We start from the raw sequence: 21,136 nt of genomic DNA on the forward strand, positions 1-21,136 counted from the left end.
TCCATTTCAAATATATTATACATGATTATAGTAGAAACTTTTTGCTTTTAATAATATAAGTTTATATCTTTTCAGCATTAGCCACGTTTAGCCACTCTTCATAAAATGCTTCAACCGATACATATCGTTCAATTCGGTTTTCATTTACAGCACGATACGCTATTTCATATAAATCTTTACTTGCTTCCCATTTCGTAAAGGAGCGATCTTTTCCACCGCCCAAGAGAGCAAAAGCCATTGCCCCCATATTAAATACATTTGTTCTTGCATCAATCATTGCATGTAGCTCGAATTCTTCAGGAGACATAAAACGAGAGGAACCCCATAATCGTCCCATTTTATTCACATATGGTTTTTTAGAATATAAATCAATATCACAAATCTTCGTCTCATTTGTATGAAAATTATATAAAATACTACCGTCATAAAAATCTAATGCTACATAGTTTTTCTTTTCAACAAATGTATGGAAAGAAAAAATGGAATGTAATGATTGAATTCGTTCCATAACCGATAGATGCTTAAATTTATAAAATGGAGAGCTTGGATTAGTATATTTTTCAGGAGGCGGGAAACTCCAATGTGAATGAAGACATTCACCATCAAACCAATCGAAAATTAGTACATATCCAGAGTGAACTGGATAGTGTTCAATTAGTTCTATAAGCGAGTCATGTTTTAATTCCTCGTATAGGGAAGCTGAATTTTTTAATCTTTCAATAGCGTCTTTTATTTTCCCTTTATATGCAATTGTTTGTGCCCCTGCATATTTAATAAATTTCTTACGCCCATCTTTTTCTACACCGAAAGATAGATTGCCTGAATCTTGCTGGTCAAAAACAGCAAATACGTTTCCTAATTTCAATAGCCAATCAAAATTATGATGTTCTTTTAATTGGAATGTAACTTGATTCAACTGAATTTCAACTGGATTATCTTTCATAATATACCTCGCATTTATTATAATTAAACTGTATATTTCAGTATTCGACATATTTTGTGAAAATCCTATGCTAATCACATGAAATTTTATAAATATAATAATGAATAATTATAAAGGGATGGATAAAATGGAACAACAAATCGTTATTAAACCATATGAAAAAGAATGGCATGAAGAGTATGTAATAGAGAAAAGGAAATTTATTTCTTTATTCGGAGAAGATTGTATTGCTATTGAACATATAGGAAGTACATCCGTAGAGGGATTAGGTGCAAAACCTCTTATTGATATGATGATTGGTGTAACTGATTTGAAAATTACGGAAAAGTGGATTGAAGCGTTATTAAAAATTGGATATGAGTATGTTCCAAAAGAAACCCCTAATTGGCGTTTTTTTAGAAAGGGCAAATGGAGAGCAGGCACCCACCATTTACATGTTTATATTTATAATAGTGAGGAGTGGCAGAATAACATTTTATTTCGTGATTTTCTTATAGAACATAAATGGGCACAAAAACAATATAGAGAATTAAAAGAGAAACTTGCTGCTACATATCCTTTTGATCGTGCTTCATATACAAATGCAAAAGCACCGTTTATTCAAAATATATTAGAATTGGCCAAGACCCAAAAAAAATTAAAGATTGTTATTTGAAGAAATTTAAAAATCCCTTCCAAAGATATTTATAAGGAGGGTTTTTTTCTTTTGTCATAACGATATACATTATTTCTAATTATTGGAGGCAAATTCTTTTATTTATTTCGATATATCTAGTATATTGAAAATATTAAGGGGGAATGAAGCAATGAAAGCTATTGTACATCAATATAAAAAAGGGGTAGAAGGATTAGAATATAGATTGTCATCTGAAATAAATCTTAATGCTGGTGAAGTAAAAGTAAAGTTAAAAGCTGCAGGATTAAATCATAGGGATTTATTTATTATAAACAATAGAAAAGAATTGGATCTGCCATTAGTAATAGGCTCAGATGGTTCAGGAATTGTTACAGAAATCGGAGAAGGTGTTTCAAATCATTTATTAAATAACGAGGTTATTATAAATCCTAGCATTGGATGGGATAATATTGCCGAAGTACCAGAGTTACCAGAGGTGTTAGGTGGACCAAAAGATGGAACGTTTGCTGAATATGTCATTGTGCCAGCTGAAAATGTAGTGGCAAAACCGTCATATCTTACTTGGGAAGAGTCTGGAGTATTATCTTTATCGGCATTAACTGCATATAGAGCGCTTTTTACAAAGGGAAGATTGAAATGTGGAGAACATGTTTTAATTCCAGGAATAGGTGGCGGTGTAGCGACATTTGCCATGTTATTTGCGAAAGCAATTGGCGCAAAAGTCAGTGTTACTTCAAGAGTTGAGAACAAAAGAAAGTTTGCCGAAACATATGGCGCAGACTTTTCTTTTAATAGTTCTGGAAATTGGGAAGAGAGTTTACGCGGAGAGAAAGTAGATTTAATAATTGATAGTATAGGAGCAGCAACATTCTTAAAATACTTTGATGTATTAAAACCAAATGGGAGAATTGTTAATTTTGGTGCAAGCTCAGGAGATAAAGTTGAATTACCTTTACGGGCATTATTTTATAATCAAATCGATATTATGGGGACATCTATGGGGAGCCGTGAGGAATTTGATGAAATGATTACGTTTATAGAGAAATATAAGATTAAACCAATTATGGATAAAGTTTATTCGTTGGAAGAAGCAATTCAAGCGTTGAGCCGTATGGAGCAGGGAGAACAGTTCGGTAATATCGCTCTACGCATGGAATAAAAATATGATTTAATAACCTATGTTTTTATATGTATATGTTATGTAATATATACACTTTTAGTTAGTGGATTATATGATTTTAAAGGTTTTTCCATCATATATATTTTTAATGCATATAAATAGTTACATAATTGTCAAATGAAAAATAGTAACATGAATAAAGTGAAAATCTAAATGTGTGTAAATGTTGTATACTGTGTAAATCAAGTAAACTTGTATCTTAATTTCAAGTAAAACAAGAAATTATAAGGAGAGAGTAATGTGAATTACACAGTATTTCAATGGATAAACAATTTAGCAGGTACATCTGTACTCTTAGATAAGGTAATGATTGCTATTACAAATAGTGCTGCATATGTGGCTATTCTATTCATGCTTATCTTATGGTTTCATAACGGAAAGAAAGAGAATGCGATAAGAAAACAATATACAGTGTTGTATACGACACTTTCAGTAATAATTGCATTGCTAGTAAATGTTTTTATTCATTTAGTATACTATCATCCACGTCCTTTTGTATCATATGATGTGAATCAATTAGTACCCCACGCAGAAAACTCATCATTTGTTAGTGATCATTCTGTACTTGTATTATCGATTGCATTCATTTTTATTCTTAGAGGAGAAAAGTTAAGACATATTGCACTTTTATGGGCGGTTTTAGTTTGTATATCACGTTTGTATGTAGGTGTTCATTTTCCTTTAGATGTAATGGGTGCGGCTGTAATAACAATGATAACAAGCAGTTTATTGTTGCAGAAAAAACGTATATTTGAACCAATCGCAAAACTTGTTTTCAAAATGTATGCACTCGTAGCGAAACGAATTCCCTTTTTAGAAAAATATAATCATGTAGCTTAAATTTCATAACTATCCTTTCATAGATTAGGTGAAAAAATCCTCCTTTGGAAATCCAGAGGAGGATTTTTTATTGTATATAATTGAATGGATTATTTCCAATAAGAATTTGAATGTTATGGAGTAGAATTAAAAGAATGAATATTCGAAAATTTCACGTACTGCATTTTAAGTATATAAATAAACTAGCAATAACAATAATTAGTTTCACATTGTTTTAAAGGAATTATAAGGAAAAGTTCGAAACATATAGTATTGAAAGCAAAAAACTACATAATTTATAGCACACCATCGCAGCAATTAATTGTAAAAGAAAGGAGATAAATATGCATAAACTTCAAACGAATAAAGGCGCGCGGTATTTTATGGTTGCTTTTATTGTTTTGTTTCTCATTATGCTTTTGCGTTTTTTCTATATTCAGGCAGTAGGAGTCTTGCATAATGTCAATGTAAAGGATCTAGCAAATGAACAACATAATAAAAATGGTGTTTTGGAAGCGAATCGTGGCACAATATATGATCAAGCTGGAAAAGTGTTAGTCCAAGATTCCACAACGTATCGTGTTGTTGTGAATTTAAAAGGAACAAATAAAGTGAAAAATAAAGATGAAACCGCAGAGCGATTAGCTGATGCGCTTGAAATTGATAAAGAGTACGTATTAAAAAATTTTCATGAGGGACGCACGCAAGTTGAGATTGGAAAAGTTGGGCGGAATTTATCTAGAGAAGTAAAAGAAAGAATTGGAAAATTAAAAATTCCAGGGGTATCTTTTATGTCAGAAAAAGCAAGAGTATATCCAAATGAAGATTTTGCATCCTATATACTTGGTTTTGCGAGACCTGACGATAAAGGAAATACAGAAGGGAAATTTGGACTTGAAAAGAGCCTGGATAAATATTTGCGCTCGACAAACGGAAATATAGAATATGTGGGAGCACCAAGAGGGATCCCGCTTACAAATGATATAGGGAAAATAGAACCAGCTAAAAATGGGAATAACGTATATCTTACGCTCGATAAACAAATTAATAGTTTTTTAGAAGAAGCGATGAATAAGGCGCAAGAGCACTATGATCCTTCTATGTTAGTAGGAATTATAGCGGATCCAAAGACAGGGAAAGTTTTAGCAATGTCTAGTAAACCTAGTTTTAATCCTAATAAAGGTGATATCGAATATTTTTTAAATAATCCAATCGCAAATGCATATGAACCAGGTTCAACAATGAAAATATTTACGTTAGCTGCCGCAATTAATGAAGGTGTATATAACGGGAAAGAATATTTCCAATCCGGAAAATATTCAGTTGGTTCATCTGATATTAAAGATCATAACGGTGGATTTGGATGGGGATCTATTACGTTTGATGAAGGTTTTGAAAGATCATCTAACGTAGCATTTTCTATTTTAGAAGATCAGCTATTGAAACCAAATAAATTTAAGCAATATATGAATAAATTTGGATTCAATCAAAAAACCGGAATAGATTTACCTGGTGAAAGTAAAAATACTTTATTATTAAATACACAAATTCAACAAGTCACAACTTCTTTCGGACAAGGCTCTACAGTAACGCCTATTCAATTAATCCAAGCTGCTACCGCTATAGCAAATGAAGGGAAAATGATGCAACCATATATCGTTGACAAAGTTGTAAATCCAATAAATAAACAAGTTATTATGGAAAATCAACCGAAAGAAATTGGGAATCCAATAAAAAAAGAGACAGCGGACAAGGTAAGAGACTTAATGGAGCGTGTTATTACGTCTTCAAAAGGTACTGGTACAATGTATAAAGTGGATGGTTATCCAATAGGAGGTAAGACAGGAACAGCGCAAATTCCGAATCCTGAAAATGGACGATATATGGAGGGGAAAGAAAACTATATTTTTTCATTTTTAGGTATGGCTCCGATTGATGACCCAGAGTTAATTGTATACTTAGCTATTAAGCAGCCAAAGTTAAAGGGAGACGAGTATGGAGCTCAGCCGCTCGCAGAAATATTTAAACCAGTTATGAAAAATAGCCTTGAATATTTAAAAGTGAAACCATATACAGAAAAACAAATGGCAGATGCAACGAAACGTTCTGAATTAAAAGTACAAAATTATGTAAATCAATCAATGGATACAGTAGAGAATAGTGTAAAAAAAGAGAAACTTCAACCGATAGTTTTAGGAGAAGGAAAAATAAAAAAACAATATCCGCAATCTGGTGAAATAATGAGTGAAGGAGATCGTATATTTTTATTAGGTGCCAACGCAAAAATGCCTAATTTACAAGGTTGGTCCATGCGTGATGTTATGTATTTCTCTAAACTATTAAAATTAGAATTAAAGACTACAGGTACGGGCTATGTAACGAGTCAAAGCGTTGAAAAGGGACAAGATATACAAGAAGGCGATGCATTAGAAATAAACTTAAAACCACCTTTACAACCGTTAGTAGAGGCGAATACAAATTAATTTGGATAAAGTGTAGGGTCTATAAACAATAGGCTCTTTATTTTATAGATTTAAGTAATTTCACGCACCGTAATTTATTAAAAAAATAATAAATAAAAGAATTAACAAAAACACGTTATTAAATATCTGATTATTTTTTATTTACAGTTAAATATTTCTGTGATAATATGGAAAAAATCAAATGCAGTGAAGAGAAGAGTAAATAAAATGAATTTTTCACAGAGAGCTCCATTTAGCTGAAAAGGAGCAAAAATTCTTTATTGAACCAAGCCTCTGAGCAGCACATCGGAACCTTTTATTAGGGGGTGGTGTGACGGGAGCTCCCGTTATAGAGCTATGGTATAAGCATGATTTACAATGCAGTACCTGATAAGGTTAATATGGCGACATATTAACAAACTAGGGTGGCACCGCGATGATAAATCTCGTCCCTAAGACAAAAAGTCTTGGGGGTGGGATTTATTTATTGTTTAAATACAATTTGGAAAGCGGGGGCCTAAAATGAAAAACTTACTTAAAGATTGGAAATATCCTTTATTACTACTGTCTGGAGTTGGAATTGCAAATTTAGGAGCGTGGATTTACTTAATAGCACTGAATGTACTTGTCTATTATATGGGAGGATCAGCCTTAGCTGTTGCTACTTTATATGTAATTAAACCATTAGCCGCTTTATTTACAAACGCATGGTCAGGAAGTATGATTGATCGTTTAAATAAACGGAAGTTAATGATTCACCTTGATATATATCGTGCGGTATTAATCGCTATTTTACCTTTACTTCCATCACTTTGGATTGTTTATGTATTCGTATTCTTTATCAGTATGGCCAGTGCGATTTATGAGCCAACTGCTATGACGTATATGACGAAATTGGTTCCAGTTGAGCAAAGACAACGTTTCAACTCATTACGTAGTTTGATAGGATCTGGTGCATCTTTAATTGGTCCAGCTATAGCGGGCTTATTGTTAATAGCAAGTACATCGGAGTTTGCTATATACATAAATGCTATAGCATTTCTCTTATCAGGAGTAATTACATTGCTGTTACCTAATCTTGAAAAAAAATCTGATATTACTACGTCAAATGAAAAGTTATCTTTAGCTATACTAAAAAAAGATTGGAACATCGTTTTAAATTTCAGTAAAAAATCTTTATATATCGTTTTTGTGTATTTCTTATTTCAAGGAATGATGGTTTTAGTTGCCGCAACTGATTCACTTGAATTGTCATTTGCGAAAGAAGTTTTATTGTTAACAGATAGTGAATATGGCTTTTTAGTTAGTATTGCTGGAGCCGGTTTTATTTTAGGAGCCATAACAAATACAATATTATCAAAAAAATTAACACCTTCATTTTTAATTGGAATAGGATCATTATTCATCGCAATCGGTTATTTAATTTATGCTTTTTCAAATGAGTTTTTAATAGCTACTATCGGATTCTTTATTTTATCTTTCTCTATGGCATATGCAAATATAGGATTTAACACCTTTTATCAAAATAATGTTCCTGTCCATATGATGGGACGGATTGGAAGTATATACGGGTTTGTGATTGCAGGCATCACCATTTTAATTACGATTTTATTCGGAGTTGCCACTCAATTTACTTCTATACAACTTGTTGTTATTGTAGGGGCATTAGTAATGCTGCTTATAACTATCATATTGTGTGTAGTTACTTTATTGCCATCACAGTCTAAAGAGCATTCCTCTAAGCCAATAAATTTGAAATAGTTCTCTTAGTTTTGATGTAAATCTTACGATATTAAATAGGAGGGTTCTCCCTCCTATTTATGGAAATATAAGAAAGGAGAACAATATTGATAAACAAGGGTGATTTCGGAATGAAAATAAAAGATCAAATAAACAGCATTGTAAAAGAAATGCATCGGCATATAGATTTCTCTGGGGTAATTTTAGTAAAAGAAGAAAAAGGCTTAGTCTATGAAGAGGCGTTTGGTTACGCAAATCGCAATGAATGTATAAACAATACGCTACAAACAAGGTTCGGAATTGCCTCCGGTTGTAAAATATTCACTGCTATCGGTATCTGTCAACTTGTTGAAAAAGGGGTAATTACTTTTCAAACAAAGTTAAAAGAGTGTTTACGAATTAACTTTCCAAACTTCAATGAAGATATTACAATACATCACCTTTTGACGCATAGTTCGGGTATTCCAGATTATTTTGATGAAAGTATTATGGATAACTTCGAAGATCTTTGGAGACAAACTCCTATGTATCTATTAAAAAATTTAAAAGACTTCTTACCATTATTCAAAAATAGAAATATGATGTTTGCACCTGGAAGTAAGTTTCACTACAACAATGCAGGTTTTATTATACTGGGATTAATAATCGAAGAACAGACAGGACTTAAATTTACGGAGTATATAGAAAAAAACATATTTAAACCAATTGGTATGAATGATTCTGGCTATTTTTCTTTAGATACATTACCAAGGCAAACAGCTCTTGGATATATAAAAGATGAAACTAACCAAAATTGGAGAACAAACATCTACTCTATACCAATAATAGGAGGACCTGATGGTGGTGCTTTTATTACTGCGCCAGACATGCTGAAATTCTGGGAAGCATTATGTAACTATGAAATCATAAGCCGAGAATATACAAACATACTTTTAACTCCTCACATTCAAGTAAATAAAAATCAGTCTTACGGATATGGAATATGGATTGAAACAAGAAAAAACAAGATATTCAAATATCATATAATGGGGTATGATCCAGGCGTTAGTTTTCGCTCGGCTGTATATCCAGGCTTAGGAATTACTTTAGTTATTCCATCAAATAAAGGAACAGGACCTGAAAAAATAATGAAAGAATTAGAAAACTCTTTTTCATAAGGTTAAAAGAGTTTATGAATGCACTAATAAATGCAAAAAAGACGTACTATTTATTTGTGCGTCTTTTTTGTATAAATAATGCTTAAAACTGATGGGAATCACATTCTATATTTTATGATTTTTAGTAGCTAGTTTATTTAAAGTATGGAATAAAAAGAAGCGAATATAATTTTCAAATGTAAACAAGTAAATAGGAGGACTCTAAATGGAAATTCTATTTGTTATTCTACTTGTTGTTTTTATAATCATAATAATGCAAGGTAAAGAATATAAAGTGAATATTAATCGTATTTGGCTCATTCCGGCTTTGCTGTGCTTTGTGACAATCCAGTCTATTATTCATATGGGACAATTAACTATATTGAAAGTATTACTATTCGTTGTAATGCTAGGGATTGGATTGGGTCTTGGAGTAATTAGGGGAAAAGTTTTAACATTTCGATTAGATAGTGAAACAGGTCATGTATTAAGAAAAGGAAATTGGTTAAGTACAATTATTCTACTTGCTATTCTAGGTACGAAGGTTTTGATTAAACAAAGTATGTTTTCTGGCAGTACTCACTATACATTAATGGTTGTAACAAATACCTTTTTATGTATCACATTAGGTACTGTAATTAGTAGAAGATATTATATTTGGAAAAAATATAATGAATTAATACAAAAAACATGAAAGTATTCATCCATTGTTTAACAGCGCCGTGAACGGTAATACTAAATAACATTGAACATTTACAACAAGGGATGATAACATGATATTCATTTACACAGATTTCGGCGGAACACATTCAACTTCACTTGCTGCAGCTTATCATTTGAATAAATTACCAACTGATCGTAAGTTAACGAAAGAAGAAATTTTGAATGTAGATTACTTTAATAAATTGAAAACAGAAGATATGGGGAAAATCATTTTTCATGGAATAGACGAAAATGGTAATCCGGTTTATACAATTGGATGTGGCGCATCAAAAGTCGTTGTACCTGCGATGAAGCATTTAGGAGAGATTTTGCAAAAACATTATCAAAGTCATGAAAAGATTGTTTTTTCGAATACATCACCTACAGTTCCTTTACCAATGACTTTTGGTGGCCTGTTTTCTAGAAGGTTTCACATTGATTTCATCGGTGTACCGTTACTCGTATGGGGAGCGAAACTTTGCTGTGATAACGTACAAAGACTTGTTAGTTATACGAAGGAAGCTGGCCGATTGACGAATGATTATGTTGTAATTTTAGATAATGAAACCTTTAAATAATATAGGATAAGAAGAAAATTGGGCAAATACTTCGATTTTCTTCTTTTTTTCGTGAAATGACAAAAAATATTCACATTTACTATTCATCTACTATAGCCAAAACAATAAAGTCCTGTTACTATTACAGGGATATTCTCTTTTCGTAACATAAATATATAGAAAAGTCAGAAAAGAGGAATTGAATTAAGGGAGGAACAACATGAAGCGTGTTGCTTGGATTACTGATAGTACAACTGCGAGTTTTAAAACAGAAGGAGATAATTTTGTTATCCCAATTGAAGTTATTATCGATGGTGTGTCGTACAAAGATTGTGAAGAAGGTGTGCGTGAGCGCGTTTATAATGCTTTGAACGAAGGTAAAACTGTCACTACATCACAGCCTAACATAGGGGAAATGGTAGAGTTATTTTCGAAATGCAAAGAAGAGTATGAAGAGGGATTTGCAGTTGCTATTAGCGGAAAAGTAAGTGGAACCTATCAAAACATGAAGTTAGCGGCAGAAATGGCAGGTTTCCCATTAACGGTATTAGATAGCGAAACAACAAGTTATCCAATGGATGAACTAATTAGAAAAGCGAAATCGTTATACAATGATGGTATGACTTTACAAGATATACACAAAACATTAGTAGATGAAAAAAGAAGACCTTTCCACGTATTCCCGAAAAGTTTAAAAGGCCTTTACGCAAGTGGACGTGTAAAAGGCCTTCAATTTTTACTTGGAAGTTTATTAAGTGTTAACTTAATATTAGAAGTAAAAGGTGGAGAGCTTTTACTTGAAAAGAAAGTTCGTAAAATCCAAAAATGTCGAGAATATATTAAAAATGAACTTGAAAAAGAATTACCAAAAGTACTTCATATGTTCCATGCTAACGATAAAGATGGAGCTGAAGAATGGATTGCAGATATTAGACAAGCATTCCCTGAAATGGATTTCAAATTATACCCATTACCAATTTCATTTGCGGTTCATGCAGGTGAAGGTACAATAGCAATTAGTTATTAAGCAGAAAACCCGTGAATGATTCGCGGGTTTTTTTATTTAATTAAATAATTAAAGTAAAATTGGAGGCATATTACGTCGCCATCAATCAAAAAAGCTCATTTTATCGTTTTGGGGAGTAACCAATCCCTCTACTTGATTTGAAATTAAAAATACAAACCTTTGCCTACTGGCTGAACAGTTTCTAGCACAGTATCGACCATTTTTTCATTGATTAAGGTTCTTATAATCCAAGCTGAGAGATCTTGAGCAGCAAAACAGCCTGCAGCAGTCGAGATATTTCCTTCGTTCACGAAACTTTGTTCAATAACGTCCACATCAAATTCTTTAAGCTGTTCTACTGCGGATGGATATGTAGTTGCTTTTTTACCTGTTAACAATTTCTTAGCTCCTAGTAGTAATGAACCAGAACACATAGATCCTATTAATTGTCTTTGGGGATCTACATGAATGCTATTAATATATTCTTCGTTTTTATATAAATCTTGTACACCTTTACCGCTTGCAAATATTACTGCGTCAGCAGTAGGAATATGAGATATGCTTCCTGTCATAGGAATACGTAAGCCAGACATAGATATATGAGTTTTTTCCGTTCCTAATAGTTGGACGTTCCAATCAGAAATACCGCCAACTAAACGTACACGATTTAATAAATCCCATGGTAAAAAAACATCTATATCAGTAAAGTTATCGAAACAGACTATTGCAATTTTCATTTTCTAATCCCTCATTCCGTATGTATGTCCCCTTATTTAGAATATAAACTTCTCCTTTTTATGTTCTATATTAAGTTGCAAATTCCCTGTATATTCCATGCGTATGAAAGAGATGTTAGTTTTTTTTACTTCTCTAAACATAAAAAGCAATAAAAAACTTTTCATTGAATAAAAGGATTATAAACCTATAAAATAAGTAACATTCAAATATTCCATACATAACGTAAATAATGTTGTTTAAAAAGTTTAAAGGGTTTTTAAATATAAAAATAGAAATCTGTTTAAAAAAATATATAAATGGTAGTGATACAATGAAAATAGGGAAATTTGGAGAATTAAATAACATAAGTATTGATACAATAAGACATTACATGGATCTTGGTCTCATTATTCCTGAAAAAAAGGGAGGTCACTATTTTTTTGACGAGTATTGTCAAACCGATTTAGAGCTTATATTACAATATAAAGAGCTAGGATTTAGCTTGAATGAAATTAAAGAACTATTTTTTTATAAAAATTTAGCGAAATCTATGAATTACGAAAAAGATACTTTTTACCAATCTTTATTTAAACTGAAATATGACAAGATGGAACAGGAAATAGAACTTTTGGAGAAGAAACGGAATAAATTAAAAGAAGTGCTACGTGATTTATTATTAACAAATGAAACTTCTAATTCAATTATAGGGGTAGATTTAAGTGTACTACATTTACTTAGCTGTTCTAAGTGTAGACAAAAACTAACTCTTCAAGATGGAATTATTAATAACAATCAAATTACCGAGGGAAAGTTAATTTGTAATTGTGGTGAAGAATATATAATCACTTCAGGAATAATAACTGCTGATAAATCATTTAATGCAAATGAGCAATCGTCACATGAAAATACTATTTCGGATTATATTCATGAAACTGATAATGCGTATTTGGAAAATATGCATAGAGAAGGGCAATGGGCGAAAAAGAAACTATTACATTTAAATTTAAATAGTAAATTAATACTGGATATAGGATCGGGACTTGGGTTCTTTTTGAGAAACATTTATGAAGAACTGCCAGAAGATTGCCTATACATTGCAGTGGATCGAGATTTTAATAAACTTTTATTTTTAAAGGATGTATTAGCAAGTAGAAATCCGAAAAGAAATATTCTCTTTATCTGTGCTGATTTTTTGAACATCCCTATTCAGAATCAGTCTGTTGATATTGTAATTGATCATTCTGGTACGAGCAATTATAGTTTTGAGCATGAGAATTTTTTACTTCACGAATTAAATCCACTTTTTAAAACGGATTGTTATTTATTAAGCCTATTTATTTTATTTAAAAATTTCAGCCCAAATAGCCAAATTACAAACAACTTTCGAGCAAATTTTACACTTTCAAAAGTAACAAAAGAAATCCAAAATCTACAGTTTCAATCCATAGATGAAAGTACTTCAAACCATTTGAAACGAGGTGGAAAGTACGAGGATTTCTTTGTTCAAGGAGAAGAAATTTATACATATTCATTTTTCGGAAAAAGATGAGGTTAACTTTTTATGTTGATTTATACTTTTTGCGATTAAAAGAAAAGGAGAATGTTAATCTACATATTTAGCACTCACTGGACAGTCTCTTGTCGGTGTATGTCTAGTAAGAGAAAAGATTGCCAAACCTAAAGATAATAAAACTAGAGATCCACCAACCCAGGCCATATTGGCGACATTATGTACTTGTTTTAAAGCTATACCTCCAACTGCAGAGCCGAGTGAAATTCCTATTTGTAGGGCTGAATTATTAAAACTTTGCTGTATATCTGACGTATCTGGGGCAGTTTGGATTAAATAACTTTGTTGAGGTGGTGCAAGCCCCCAACTCAATGCAGCCCAAACTATCATAACAGGAATAAATAGGATAATAGAAACTGCCGTAAACGGTAATATAAATAAGATTAGAGCAAATAAAGTAATAACTATCACAATACTTTTTGGAGCGCCTATTTTATCTGATAAAACACCGCCGAACGCTCCGCCACTTACTGCAGCTATACCAAACACTAAATAAAATATGCTAATCCAATAAGGGCTTAGGTGGAACTTGTCTTCTAAAAAAGGAGTAAAATAAGCATATAGAGTATAGTGTCCTGCTAACATAAACATGGTAGCTAGATGAGCAGTGCCTAGTTTTGGACTACAAACGGCCTTTAATTGAATAGAGAAAGGAATTCGATTTTCCTCTCCAGGTATTTTCTCTGAAAATACTGAAATTAAGATGATAGATCCCAATGATAAAATAGCAATACATAAAAAGATAACTCTCCAGCCAAATGTGTTCGAAATTAATATGCCTAGTGGTACTCCTAGAACAAGTGAAGAGCTAACACCCATATAAATTAATCCTAATGCTTTTGCTCGGTAAGAGGGATTAACAATCTTTGCTGCAATTGTAAGGGAAAGTACTACAACTAAAGCTGTACTCATAGCAGTTAAAACTCTTGCTATCATCATAAAAGTAAAGTTCGGACTGAAATACGTAAGTATATTACCAATTAGAAAAATGTAAAGTGAAATAATATACAATTTTTTTCTTTCCACTTTATTTGTGAAAATTAATAATACAGGACCTGCTATTGCATAAGTAAAGGCGAAAATTGTAATTAATTGACCAGCGGAACTTAATGAAACATTAAAATCTTTAGCGATGTCTGGCAATATTCCTCCAACAATAAGCTCTACAAGACCTACTGCTATTGTTGCTAAAGCTAATATAAATACTTTGAAATTCATTTTTTGTAATCCCTTCTCGTCATTATTTACCTTAGAACAAAAAAAACTCCTGACTACAAACGCTATAATACGCATTTTGTAGTCAGGAGTTATTGGTTCCTGGTAGAGACCCCCAAGCCATATTCTTGGAGTTATACATGATTCTCATATGTAATTAATCAATGTAATAGAAGATACCATATTACTTTTTATATTTCAATAAAAAATTAGCATTCGTATATATAATCCTAAGTCTTTTATAGCAATCATTTTATTTCTATCATTGCAGAGAGACGTAAAAACCCACAGTTGATAAAAGATGGGGTTAGCCCCATCTTTTATTTATTTCTCCTTAAAACTTTTCAAATTGTACATATTGATATTGGGTTAACCCGAGACTTTACACTATATGTAATACAAAGAAAAGCGAGGGGAATGTTATGGGCGGTTTACGATTACATATAGAAAATAAAAAAAGCAAACAAGAACTTAGAAACGTTTTTTTATATTCAATTGCAAAAACAGTATCAATATTCGGTAGCTCTATTTATAGTTTCGCATTAGGATTATATGTTTTACAAATAACTGGGTCCGCATTAAATTTCGCAATTACGCTCATATTAGGTACGATTCCAATGATCGTTATGAATCCATTTGCTGGTGTCATTGCTGATAAGGTTGATAAAAAGAAACTAGTGGTTTGTATGGATTTACTAAGTGGATGTTTATTAATAGCTGTTTATATATTAAGCAGCTATTATGGATTAAACTTATTCTTCATTTATACTACAACCTTTCTTATGACAGTATTTACAACCTTTTTTGGAATAGGATTAGAAGCTGCAAAACCTAATATCGTCTCTAAAGAGAGGCTTATGAGTATTAATTCTATAAGTAAAATTATCGATTCCATATCTTTAATTCTAGGCCCTATGCTAGGGGGGATTGTTTTTGTAGTCTTTGATATGAAAACATTTATCATTATAAACGGTATTTCATTTATTCTTTCGGGTATATCCATATTATTTATTAACTTTAAATTGTTCGAGCAAAACATAAATGAGGAATATTCTATTAGAGAAATTCATTTTATTAAAGATATAAAAGAGGGATACTCTTACTTAATGGAGAGGGAAAGTTTAAAGAATACGTTTAATATATTAATTTCCCTTAATTTCTTCTTAGGTTTTTCTGTAACTGTTCCATTGCCATACATTATTAATACAGTTCTCAATCTTAGTTCTAAACAATTTGGTATGATTCAAGGGACTTTTCCGATAGGTATGATAGTTGGTGCAGTATTAGTAAAAAAGATAACTGATCGTTATTCTTATTCCTATCTATTGAAAAAAATAAGTTTTATGTTGGCTATTTTTATGATAGTTTCAGGTATTCCCGTTTTATTCAAAAGTATTGAGGTAAATAATATTATATTTGTTACTATGTATTGCGCTATTATGTTCTTTGTAGGGCTAACGATAGCATTCATCGATATCCCTTTAATTTATTTTATGCAAAAAGAGATTCCGGATGAATATAGGGGTAGAGTGCTTAGTATTGGATTAAGTATAGGTAAAATGATGCAGCCGATAGCACTGGTATTATCAGGTCTATTATTAAATCATATTCCAGCCTACACGATTCCAATTGGAGGAGGCATCGTATTTCTTATTTTGAATAAAGTTTATTCAAATAAGTTGAATTTAGAAATTCATTCAAAAGGGTATAGTATTGAACGTAATTAAATAATATCGGAAAAAGCGCTGGATTATCATCCTGCGCTTTTCTATCGTAGTTCAGCTGTTTTTCTAATAACAATCTTATCGATATCATCTTCTTCATCACCAATAAATAACCCGCGTTCTTTTAAATACGCCTCAAAATATAAATCTGCTTCTGCACGTTCATCATATGGTTTTACAGATAGAACGAAACCTAATTTATTTTGTTCTTCTAAATGAGAAGTGGAGATGTAGGCCGGTACATTGTGGCGTAAAAAGAGTTCTTTAACCGGAATAATCATATCTTTCATTAATTTCGTTAACATACCCATTTCAAACTCGAAATTAAAACGATCTATGCTACATAAATCAGCGAATACAACACCGATAAAACCTGTATTAAATACTTCTTGATATTCCACTTCTTCGTTACCGTAAAAATTCTTTTCGATTAAATAATTTACAAAATAAGCAACACCGTCACTTTGTTCAAATGGTTTTGTTGAAAGAACAAAGCCTATTTTCTTTTGTTTATGTAAATACACACATGACATGTATGCTGAAATGTTATGTTCTTTAAATAGAGAACTTGTTGCCCCAGAGAGACCATCTAGTACGTGATGAACAATTTGAAGTTTTTTACGAGCGAAATAATAGGATTTCTTTTGTAACTCCAATGTATCAATAAAGACAGAGCCGATAAAGCCTGTATTTGAAATAATAGGTGTTTGCTTTTTTCTTCCTCTGCGCTTTGCTTGAGCCATTGTAAAAATCATCCCTTCATGTACAATTAAATAAAAAGAACGTTTGTTCGTATATTTATATTTTACTATTAAAACGCTCTAAAGTAAAGGGTTTTGACGAAAAAAACAACAAAAAAGACACCTGTAAAAGGTGCCTTAAATGCTGTCGAGAAGAGGGTTTATCCCGACTATTTATATTATGATACCGAAACACTCTCTTCTGTATCTTCTACATCTAAATGACAGTCCATAGTACGAACATCTTGATCTTCATGACTTCCGAAATAAATAGTAATTTTCATATGTATCGCTCCTTTATTCTAGGAATACCTAAAATAATTACTAGTAATGTTAATATTTATTATATACCACTTTTTTCATTCCGACAACGTTATATCATTTTAATTCTTTTAGAGCGTAAAGAGTGATTTATAGAGATATTTTAATAGGAATAGGTTCATTTCTTATATGTTATATTTAATATTGAAGGATTCGAATGTTAATTTTTATGAAAGGAGCAAAATGAATGAATTATAAACGGTTATTATTAGATAATTTTTCATATAAAACCTCATATATTGCGCGGCAAGTACATGGAATGAATGTAAAAGAAATGAAAGATTACATTGCTGTTGACTGTGGTTTACCGGCAGATACATTCAATATCATTACTTTGCTAAACAATAATTTAACGGAAGGCATTGAGCCATTATATAAAGAGGTAAACAACTATAATCAAAAGAAATTTCCAATGAGTGTTTGGTTTTGGGACGATAGGCAAAAACAGACTATAAAAAGCGAATTAATAAAACTTGGCTTACAAGAAGCAGAACAAAATATTGCGATGGTAGCAAACTTAAAAACAATACATCCAACAATAAATATACCAAAAGATTTTAAGATACAAAAAGCCTTTTCACCAGGACAAATTAAAAATTTTGGAGAAGCGTTAGCTAGTCTATTTGGTACATCAGAGGAAGGTATACATGTTCAAACATTCTACAATGAAACTGCTTCTTTCGATTTATGGAATAGTGGAAATATGAAACTATACTTAGGAATTTATAAAGATGAAGTCGTATCAGTCGGTTCATTAGTATGTACAAAAGATAGTGTTGGTATTTATGATATAGCAACGAAAGAAGAAATGAGAGGAAAAGGATTTGGCTCTACTATGTTTCATTACTTGCTACAAGAAGCAAAGGAATTAAATATTGCTCAATGCGTATTACAAGCTTCACCTGATGGGATTAATATTTATAAAAAGGCTGGTTTTCAATCTGTTGGACAAATGACTGTATTTGAAAATCGACATTTAATTGAATAAATTATTCGATCCAAATTGCTTTCATGTAGGAGTTAATACATCATTATGAAAAAGATATATATTATTACAATCATTTGCACCATTATATTAATAGGTACTTTCGTTTTACATAAAGTAGATGAACTTAAGTACACGAAAGCTATTAATCAATCAAATCATTTAAAAAACATTGCACATAGAGGAGCTTCTGCGTATGCACCGGAACATACAATACGAGCTTATAAATTAGGACAACAATTAAAAGGTGATTATATTGAAATTGATCTTCAAATGACAAAAGACGGACATTTAGTAGCTATGCATGATGAAACAGTAAACCGTACTACAAACGGTACAGGTCTAGTTAAGGAACATACATTAGAAGAAATAAAGCAACTAAATGCAGGTTCTTTTTTCAATGAAAAGCATCCAAGTTTAGCAAAGAAAGAATTTGAAGATGCAACAGTTCCAACATTAGAAGAGATTATTGAAACGTTCGGGCGTAATGCTAACTATTATATTGAAACAAAATCACCAGATAAATATACTGGTATGGAAGAAAAACTATTAGAAATTATAAAGCAATACGAAATAAATGATAAAGTTATGATTCAATCATTTAGTGAAGAAAGTCTGCAAAAAATTCATAGTTTAGATGTTAATATACCGCTAGTACAATTACTACCTTACAAAAAGGCAGTTCAATTAACTGAATTAGAGATAAAAAAGTATAAAACATACTGCACAGGTCTTGGGATGAACTATAAATATATAGATTCAGCTTATGTAAAGAAAATAAAGAAACACGGATTAGAAGTTCATCCATTTACTGTAGATAATGAAAAAGATATGAAAAAATTAATTTCATGGGGCGTTGACGGGATGTTTACGAATTACCCGGATCGATTACACTCTTTATTAAAGTCTTGATTAAAAGATACTGTTCTTAATGTAATATTTTACAAATATTTCCGATTGATATATGATTAAATTAATCTTGTTAAGTTGAAAAGGAGTGTAAGTAGTATGAATATATTAGCTGTTGTTCCACGCTTCTATGTTTCAGACTTACAAACTCATCTAGAATTTTACAAAATACTATTGGATTAAGAAACACCACATGAATTTCAAATGAACGGAACACATGTGATTAGATTTACAAATTTACTTTTAATTGAAGAATTAAATGAAACAATTAAGAATCAAGTTGCTGCAACGATCGTGATTGATGATCTCCAAAAAGTAAAAAAACTAGTATTCAACTATAACGGTGTAATGATTAATGGGCCAATACAAGTACCCACAGGCATGAAAATGATAGTGCGACATCCAGATGGTAACATCATCGAATACATAGAGCCAATATTAAAATGAAATCCGAAAAAGAATCCAATAAAAGTATTGGATTCTTTTTATTTAGCTCTAAGTGACTAACTTAAAGCAATACGATTTTCAATTTATAAATAAAATATTACATTGAGTATGATTTTTCGTAATAATCATCAGAAAGTAACGAAAATGTAATGGATTTTAACTATGTTTTTTATATTTTTTTGATACACTGACTACGAGAGGAATACCGATTAATGTAGGTAAAAACCAAAACCATATAGGTGGCAGTAAGTTAATTAAGGGAATATGAATACCGACATTTACTAAAAGTGCAGTAACAGCACCAATATAAGAGCCTAACATACCTCTAATATGATGGTGAAGCCAATTTTCCCAACGTTTTTTTCGTGCGAGGTATCCATATATCGCAAATGAATAGGAGAAAATTGCTACATAAAATAAATATGCGATTTTATCCCAGTTTATAATGGATAATATAATGGCAGTAACGGTGATAACAACATAGGATGCGTGATATATTTCACCCCATTCCGTATGTTTACCTTTCTTCTTTTGAGCAACCATCGCTATTATCCCAGTGATTAAACATATCGTTCCAAATAATATGTGGATGGTTAAAAGAATGTTGAAAATGCTCATAATAATTCCTCCCTTTTTATTTTTATAGTATTGCAGCATAGGAGAAAAGTTGAAACATATTGTTTATTCACTTTAATATATTGAAGTAAAGGTACTTCAAGAACAAGTTTAAACGGACAAATTTTTCTTGAGTTTAGTGAGACACGTATTACGTGAAATGAAGGAGAGACTTCCATGTTTACATCTATTACATATTTACAATCAGGGAATGACAAGCAACAAAAGGTATATGATGTTTTGAACAAACTAAATATTATGGAGGATTTAGCTTTGTATAGTCCCGTTCTTTGTGGGACAATCCCTATAAGAATTGATACTCTTCAATCTGACTTAGATATAGTAATGGAAGTACATAACTTTGATGTTTTTGAACAAGAAATGAGATCTTTATATGGTTCTTATGAAGGGTTTAAAATAAAAAAGAAAAAAATGAAAAATACTGAATCGATAAAGGTAAATTTTAAATTTGAAGGTTTTGAATTTGAATTATTTGCTCAGCCTAAGCCAGTGCGTAATCAAAATGCATATAGACATATGATAGTAGAGCATATGCTATTAATGCAGCATCCCCATATAAGGGAAGAAATTATTCGCTTGAAAGAAAACGGTTTGAAAACAGAACCTGCTTTTGCTCAAATATTAAATATTGACGGAGATCCTTATGAGGAACTTATTTTGTTAGGGCAGGAAATGAGATTGTGGTAAATA

General features: G+C 31.4%; 20 protein-coding genes, 1 riboswitch and 1 other annotated feature. Of the genes, 15 read left to right on the plus strand and 5 right to left on the minus strand.

The annotated features are described in order from the left end of the window. Window positions 1–61 precede the first annotated feature (61 nt). Window positions 62–943 (minus strand): serine/threonine protein kinase, encoded by an 882-nt coding sequence (locus AAG068_RS13005; protein WP_342719583.1) that lies wholly within the window; start codon window positions 941–943, stop codon window positions 62–64. A gap of 127 nt (window positions 944–1,070) precedes the next feature. Between AAG068_RS13005 and AAG068_RS13010 the strand changes: the two genes are divergently transcribed. The 9 genes from AAG068_RS13010 (at window position 1,071) to AAG068_RS13050 (ending at window position 11,203) form a co-directional block, all read left to right on the plus strand. After that, window positions 1,071–1,598, plus strand: coding sequence for a GrpB family protein (locus AAG068_RS13010; protein WP_342719761.1), 528 nt, complete (start codon window positions 1,071–1,073; stop codon window positions 1,596–1,598). 151 nt (window positions 1,599–1,749) lie between these two features. Continuing rightward, entirely contained in the window at window positions 1,750–2,739 is a 990-nt protein-coding gene (locus AAG068_RS13015) for a zinc-binding dehydrogenase (RefSeq protein WP_342719584.1), read from the plus strand. A gap of 261 nt (window positions 2,740–3,000) precedes the next feature. Continuing rightward, window positions 3,001–3,600 carry an undecaprenyl-diphosphatase gene (locus AAG068_RS13020; RefSeq protein ID WP_342719585.1) on the plus strand — a complete coding sequence of 200 codons (600 nt, stop codon included), beginning with the start codon at window positions 3,001–3,003 and terminating at the stop codon, window positions 3,598–3,600. A 323-nt stretch (window positions 3,601–3,923) separates the two neighbouring features. Further along, on the plus strand, window positions 3,924–6,062 hold the full coding sequence (locus AAG068_RS13025) for a penicillin-binding protein (RefSeq protein ID WP_342719586.1): 2,139 nt from the start codon (window positions 3,924–3,926) through the stop codon (window positions 6,060–6,062). Between the two features lie 177 nt (window positions 6,063–6,239). Next, window positions 6,240–6,498: a binding site (T-box leader), on the plus strand. Between the two features lie 65 nt (window positions 6,499–6,563). After that, entirely contained in the window at window positions 6,564–7,802 is a 1,239-nt protein-coding gene (locus AAG068_RS13030; RefSeq protein WP_342719587.1) for an MFS transporter, read from the plus strand. Between the two features lie 110 nt (window positions 7,803–7,912). Then, complete coding sequence (locus tag AAG068_RS13035) at window positions 7,913–8,938, plus strand: serine hydrolase domain-containing protein (protein ID WP_342719588.1); 1,026 nt, start codon at window positions 7,913–7,915, stop codon at window positions 8,936–8,938. A 205-nt stretch (window positions 8,939–9,143) separates the two neighbouring features. Next, on the plus strand, window positions 9,144–9,611 hold the full coding sequence (locus AAG068_RS13040) for a DUF1453 domain-containing protein (protein WP_342719589.1): 468 nt from the start codon (window positions 9,144–9,146) through the stop codon (window positions 9,609–9,611). 79 nt (window positions 9,612–9,690) lie between these two features. Then, window positions 9,691–10,197 (plus strand): DUF3189 family protein, encoded by a 507-nt coding sequence (locus tag AAG068_RS13045; RefSeq protein ID WP_087956226.1) that lies wholly within the window; start codon window positions 9,691–9,693, stop codon window positions 10,195–10,197. 199 nt (window positions 10,198–10,396) lie between these two features. Beyond that, window positions 10,397–11,203 carry a DegV family protein gene (locus AAG068_RS13050; RefSeq protein ID WP_342719590.1) on the plus strand — a complete coding sequence of 269 codons (807 nt, stop codon included), beginning with the start codon at window positions 10,397–10,399 and terminating at the stop codon, window positions 11,201–11,203. 143 nt (window positions 11,204–11,346) lie between these two features. On the opposite strand, the gene AAG068_RS13055 is transcribed toward AAG068_RS13050, so the two are convergent. After that, window positions 11,347–11,919: a DJ-1/PfpI family protein gene (locus tag AAG068_RS13055; protein WP_342719591.1), complete on the minus strand. Its 573-nt coding sequence runs from the start codon at window positions 11,917–11,919 to the stop codon at window positions 11,347–11,349. A gap of 311 nt (window positions 11,920–12,230) precedes the next feature. Here AAG068_RS13055 and AAG068_RS13060 point away from each other — a divergent pair, with 311 nt between their 5' ends. Then, window positions 12,231–13,448: a MerR family transcriptional regulator gene (locus AAG068_RS13060; protein WP_342719762.1), complete on the plus strand. Its 1,218-nt coding sequence runs from the start codon at window positions 12,231–12,233 to the stop codon at window positions 13,446–13,448. A gap of 54 nt (window positions 13,449–13,502) precedes the next feature. Here the strand turns inward: AAG068_RS13060 and AAG068_RS13065 are convergent, their stop codons facing one another. Continuing rightward, window positions 13,503–14,687, minus strand: coding sequence for an MFS transporter (locus AAG068_RS13065; RefSeq protein WP_342719592.1), 1,185 nt, complete (start codon window positions 14,685–14,687; stop codon window positions 13,503–13,505). A gap of 59 nt (window positions 14,688–14,746) precedes the next feature. Next, window positions 14,747–14,846: riboswitch (purine riboswitch) on the minus strand. A gap of 260 nt (window positions 14,847–15,106) precedes the next feature. Between AAG068_RS13065 and AAG068_RS13070 the strand changes: the two genes are divergently transcribed. Further along, window positions 15,107–16,411: an MFS transporter gene (locus tag AAG068_RS13070; RefSeq protein ID WP_342719593.1), complete on the plus strand. Its 1,305-nt coding sequence runs from the start codon at window positions 15,107–15,109 to the stop codon at window positions 16,409–16,411. 41 nt (window positions 16,412–16,452) lie between these two features. Here the strand turns inward: AAG068_RS13070 and AAG068_RS13075 are convergent, their stop codons facing one another. Then, complete coding sequence (locus AAG068_RS13075; protein ID WP_097853067.1) at window positions 16,453–17,151, minus strand: hypothetical protein; 699 nt, start codon at window positions 17,149–17,151, stop codon at window positions 16,453–16,455. Window positions 17,152–17,656: 505 nt separating this feature from the next. Here AAG068_RS13075 and AAG068_RS13080 point away from each other — a divergent pair. The 3 genes from AAG068_RS13080 (at window position 17,657) to AAG068_RS13090 (ending at window position 19,810) form a co-directional block, all read left to right on the plus strand. Beyond that, window positions 17,657–18,457, plus strand: coding sequence for a GNAT family N-acetyltransferase (locus tag AAG068_RS13080; RefSeq protein WP_342719594.1), 801 nt, complete (start codon window positions 17,657–17,659; stop codon window positions 18,455–18,457). A 45-nt stretch (window positions 18,458–18,502) separates the two neighbouring features. After that, complete coding sequence (locus tag AAG068_RS13085) at window positions 18,503–19,366, plus strand: glycerophosphodiester phosphodiesterase (protein WP_342719595.1); 864 nt, start codon at window positions 18,503–18,505, stop codon at window positions 19,364–19,366. Between the two features lie 201 nt (window positions 19,367–19,567). Continuing rightward, a complete protein-coding gene (locus AAG068_RS13090; RefSeq protein WP_342719596.1) occupies window positions 19,568–19,810 on the plus strand; it encodes a hypothetical protein in 243 nt (80 codons plus the stop codon). Between the two features lie 156 nt (window positions 19,811–19,966). On the opposite strand, the gene AAG068_RS13095 is transcribed toward AAG068_RS13090, so the two are convergent. Continuing rightward, window positions 19,967–20,428, minus strand: coding sequence for a DUF2306 domain-containing protein (locus tag AAG068_RS13095; protein ID WP_342719597.1), 462 nt, complete (start codon window positions 20,426–20,428; stop codon window positions 19,967–19,969). Between the two features lie 174 nt (window positions 20,429–20,602). Here AAG068_RS13095 and AAG068_RS13100 point away from each other — a divergent pair, with 174 nt between their 5' ends. Further along, the gene (locus tag AAG068_RS13100) at window positions 20,603–21,133 is read left to right on the plus strand and encodes a DUF4269 domain-containing protein (protein WP_342719598.1); all 531 of its coding nucleotides are present in this window, start codon (window positions 20,603–20,605) and stop codon (window positions 21,131–21,133) included. Window positions 21,134–21,136: the final 3 nt, after the last annotated feature.

The sequence above is a fragment of the Bacillus paramycoides genome (assembly GCF_038971285.1).
Lineage (GTDB): Bacteria > Bacillota > Bacilli > Bacillales > Bacillaceae_G > Bacillus_A.

What these genes read in the sequence shown, in the direction of transcription:
- AAG068_RS13015 (WP_342719584.1), top strand. Translation starts at nt 1,750, where the DNA reads ATGAAAGCTATTGTACATCAATATAAAAAAGGGGTAGAAGGATTAGAA.
- AAG068_RS13075 (WP_097853067.1), bottom strand. Translation starts at nt 17,151, where the DNA reads ATGGCTCAAGCAAAGCGCAGAGGAAGAAAAAAGCAAACACCTATTATT.
- AAG068_RS13030 (WP_342719587.1), top strand. Translation starts at nt 6,564, where the DNA reads ATGAAAAACTTACTTAAAGATTGGAAATATCCTTTATTACTACTGTCT.
- AAG068_RS13045 (WP_087956226.1), top strand. Translation starts at nt 9,691, where the DNA reads ATGATATTCATTTACACAGATTTCGGCGGAACACATTCAACTTCACTT.
- AAG068_RS13085 (WP_342719595.1), top strand. Translation starts at nt 18,503, where the DNA reads ATGAAAAAGATATATATTATTACAATCATTTGCACCATTATATTAATA.
- AAG068_RS13025 (WP_342719586.1), top strand. Translation starts at nt 3,924, where the DNA reads ATGCATAAACTTCAAACGAATAAAGGCGCGCGGTATTTTATGGTTGCT.
- AAG068_RS13060 (WP_342719762.1), top strand. Translation starts at nt 12,231, where the DNA reads ATGAAAATAGGGAAATTTGGAGAATTAAATAACATAAGTATTGATACA.
- AAG068_RS13055 (WP_342719591.1), bottom strand. Translation starts at nt 11,919, where the DNA reads ATGAAAATTGCAATAGTCTGTTTCGATAACTTTACTGATATAGATGTT.
- AAG068_RS13100 (WP_342719598.1), top strand. Translation starts at nt 20,603, where the DNA reads ATGTTTACATCTATTACATATTTACAATCAGGGAATGACAAGCAACAA.
- AAG068_RS13095 (WP_342719597.1), bottom strand. Translation starts at nt 20,428, where the DNA reads ATGAGCATTTTCAACATTCTTTTAACCATCCACATATTATTTGGAACG.
- AAG068_RS13065 (WP_342719592.1), bottom strand. Translation starts at nt 14,687, where the DNA reads ATGAATTTCAAAGTATTTATATTAGCTTTAGCAACAATAGCAGTAGGT.
- AAG068_RS13005 (WP_342719583.1), bottom strand. Translation starts at nt 943, where the DNA reads ATGAAAGATAATCCAGTTGAAATTCAGTTGAATCAAGTTACATTCCAA.
- AAG068_RS13070 (WP_342719593.1), top strand. Translation starts at nt 15,107, where the DNA reads ATGGGCGGTTTACGATTACATATAGAAAATAAAAAAAGCAAACAAGAA.
- AAG068_RS13010 (WP_342719761.1), top strand. Translation starts at nt 1,071, where the DNA reads ATGGAACAACAAATCGTTATTAAACCATATGAAAAAGAATGGCATGAA.
- AAG068_RS13040 (WP_342719589.1), top strand. Translation starts at nt 9,144, where the DNA reads ATGGAAATTCTATTTGTTATTCTACTTGTTGTTTTTATAATCATAATA.
- AAG068_RS13080 (WP_342719594.1), top strand. Translation starts at nt 17,657, where the DNA reads ATGAATTATAAACGGTTATTATTAGATAATTTTTCATATAAAACCTCA.
- AAG068_RS13090 (WP_342719596.1), top strand. Translation starts at nt 19,568, where the DNA reads ATGAACGGAACACATGTGATTAGATTTACAAATTTACTTTTAATTGAA.
- AAG068_RS13035 (WP_342719588.1), top strand. Translation starts at nt 7,913, where the DNA reads ATGAAAATAAAAGATCAAATAAACAGCATTGTAAAAGAAATGCATCGG.
- AAG068_RS13050 (WP_342719590.1), top strand. Translation starts at nt 10,397, where the DNA reads ATGAAGCGTGTTGCTTGGATTACTGATAGTACAACTGCGAGTTTTAAA.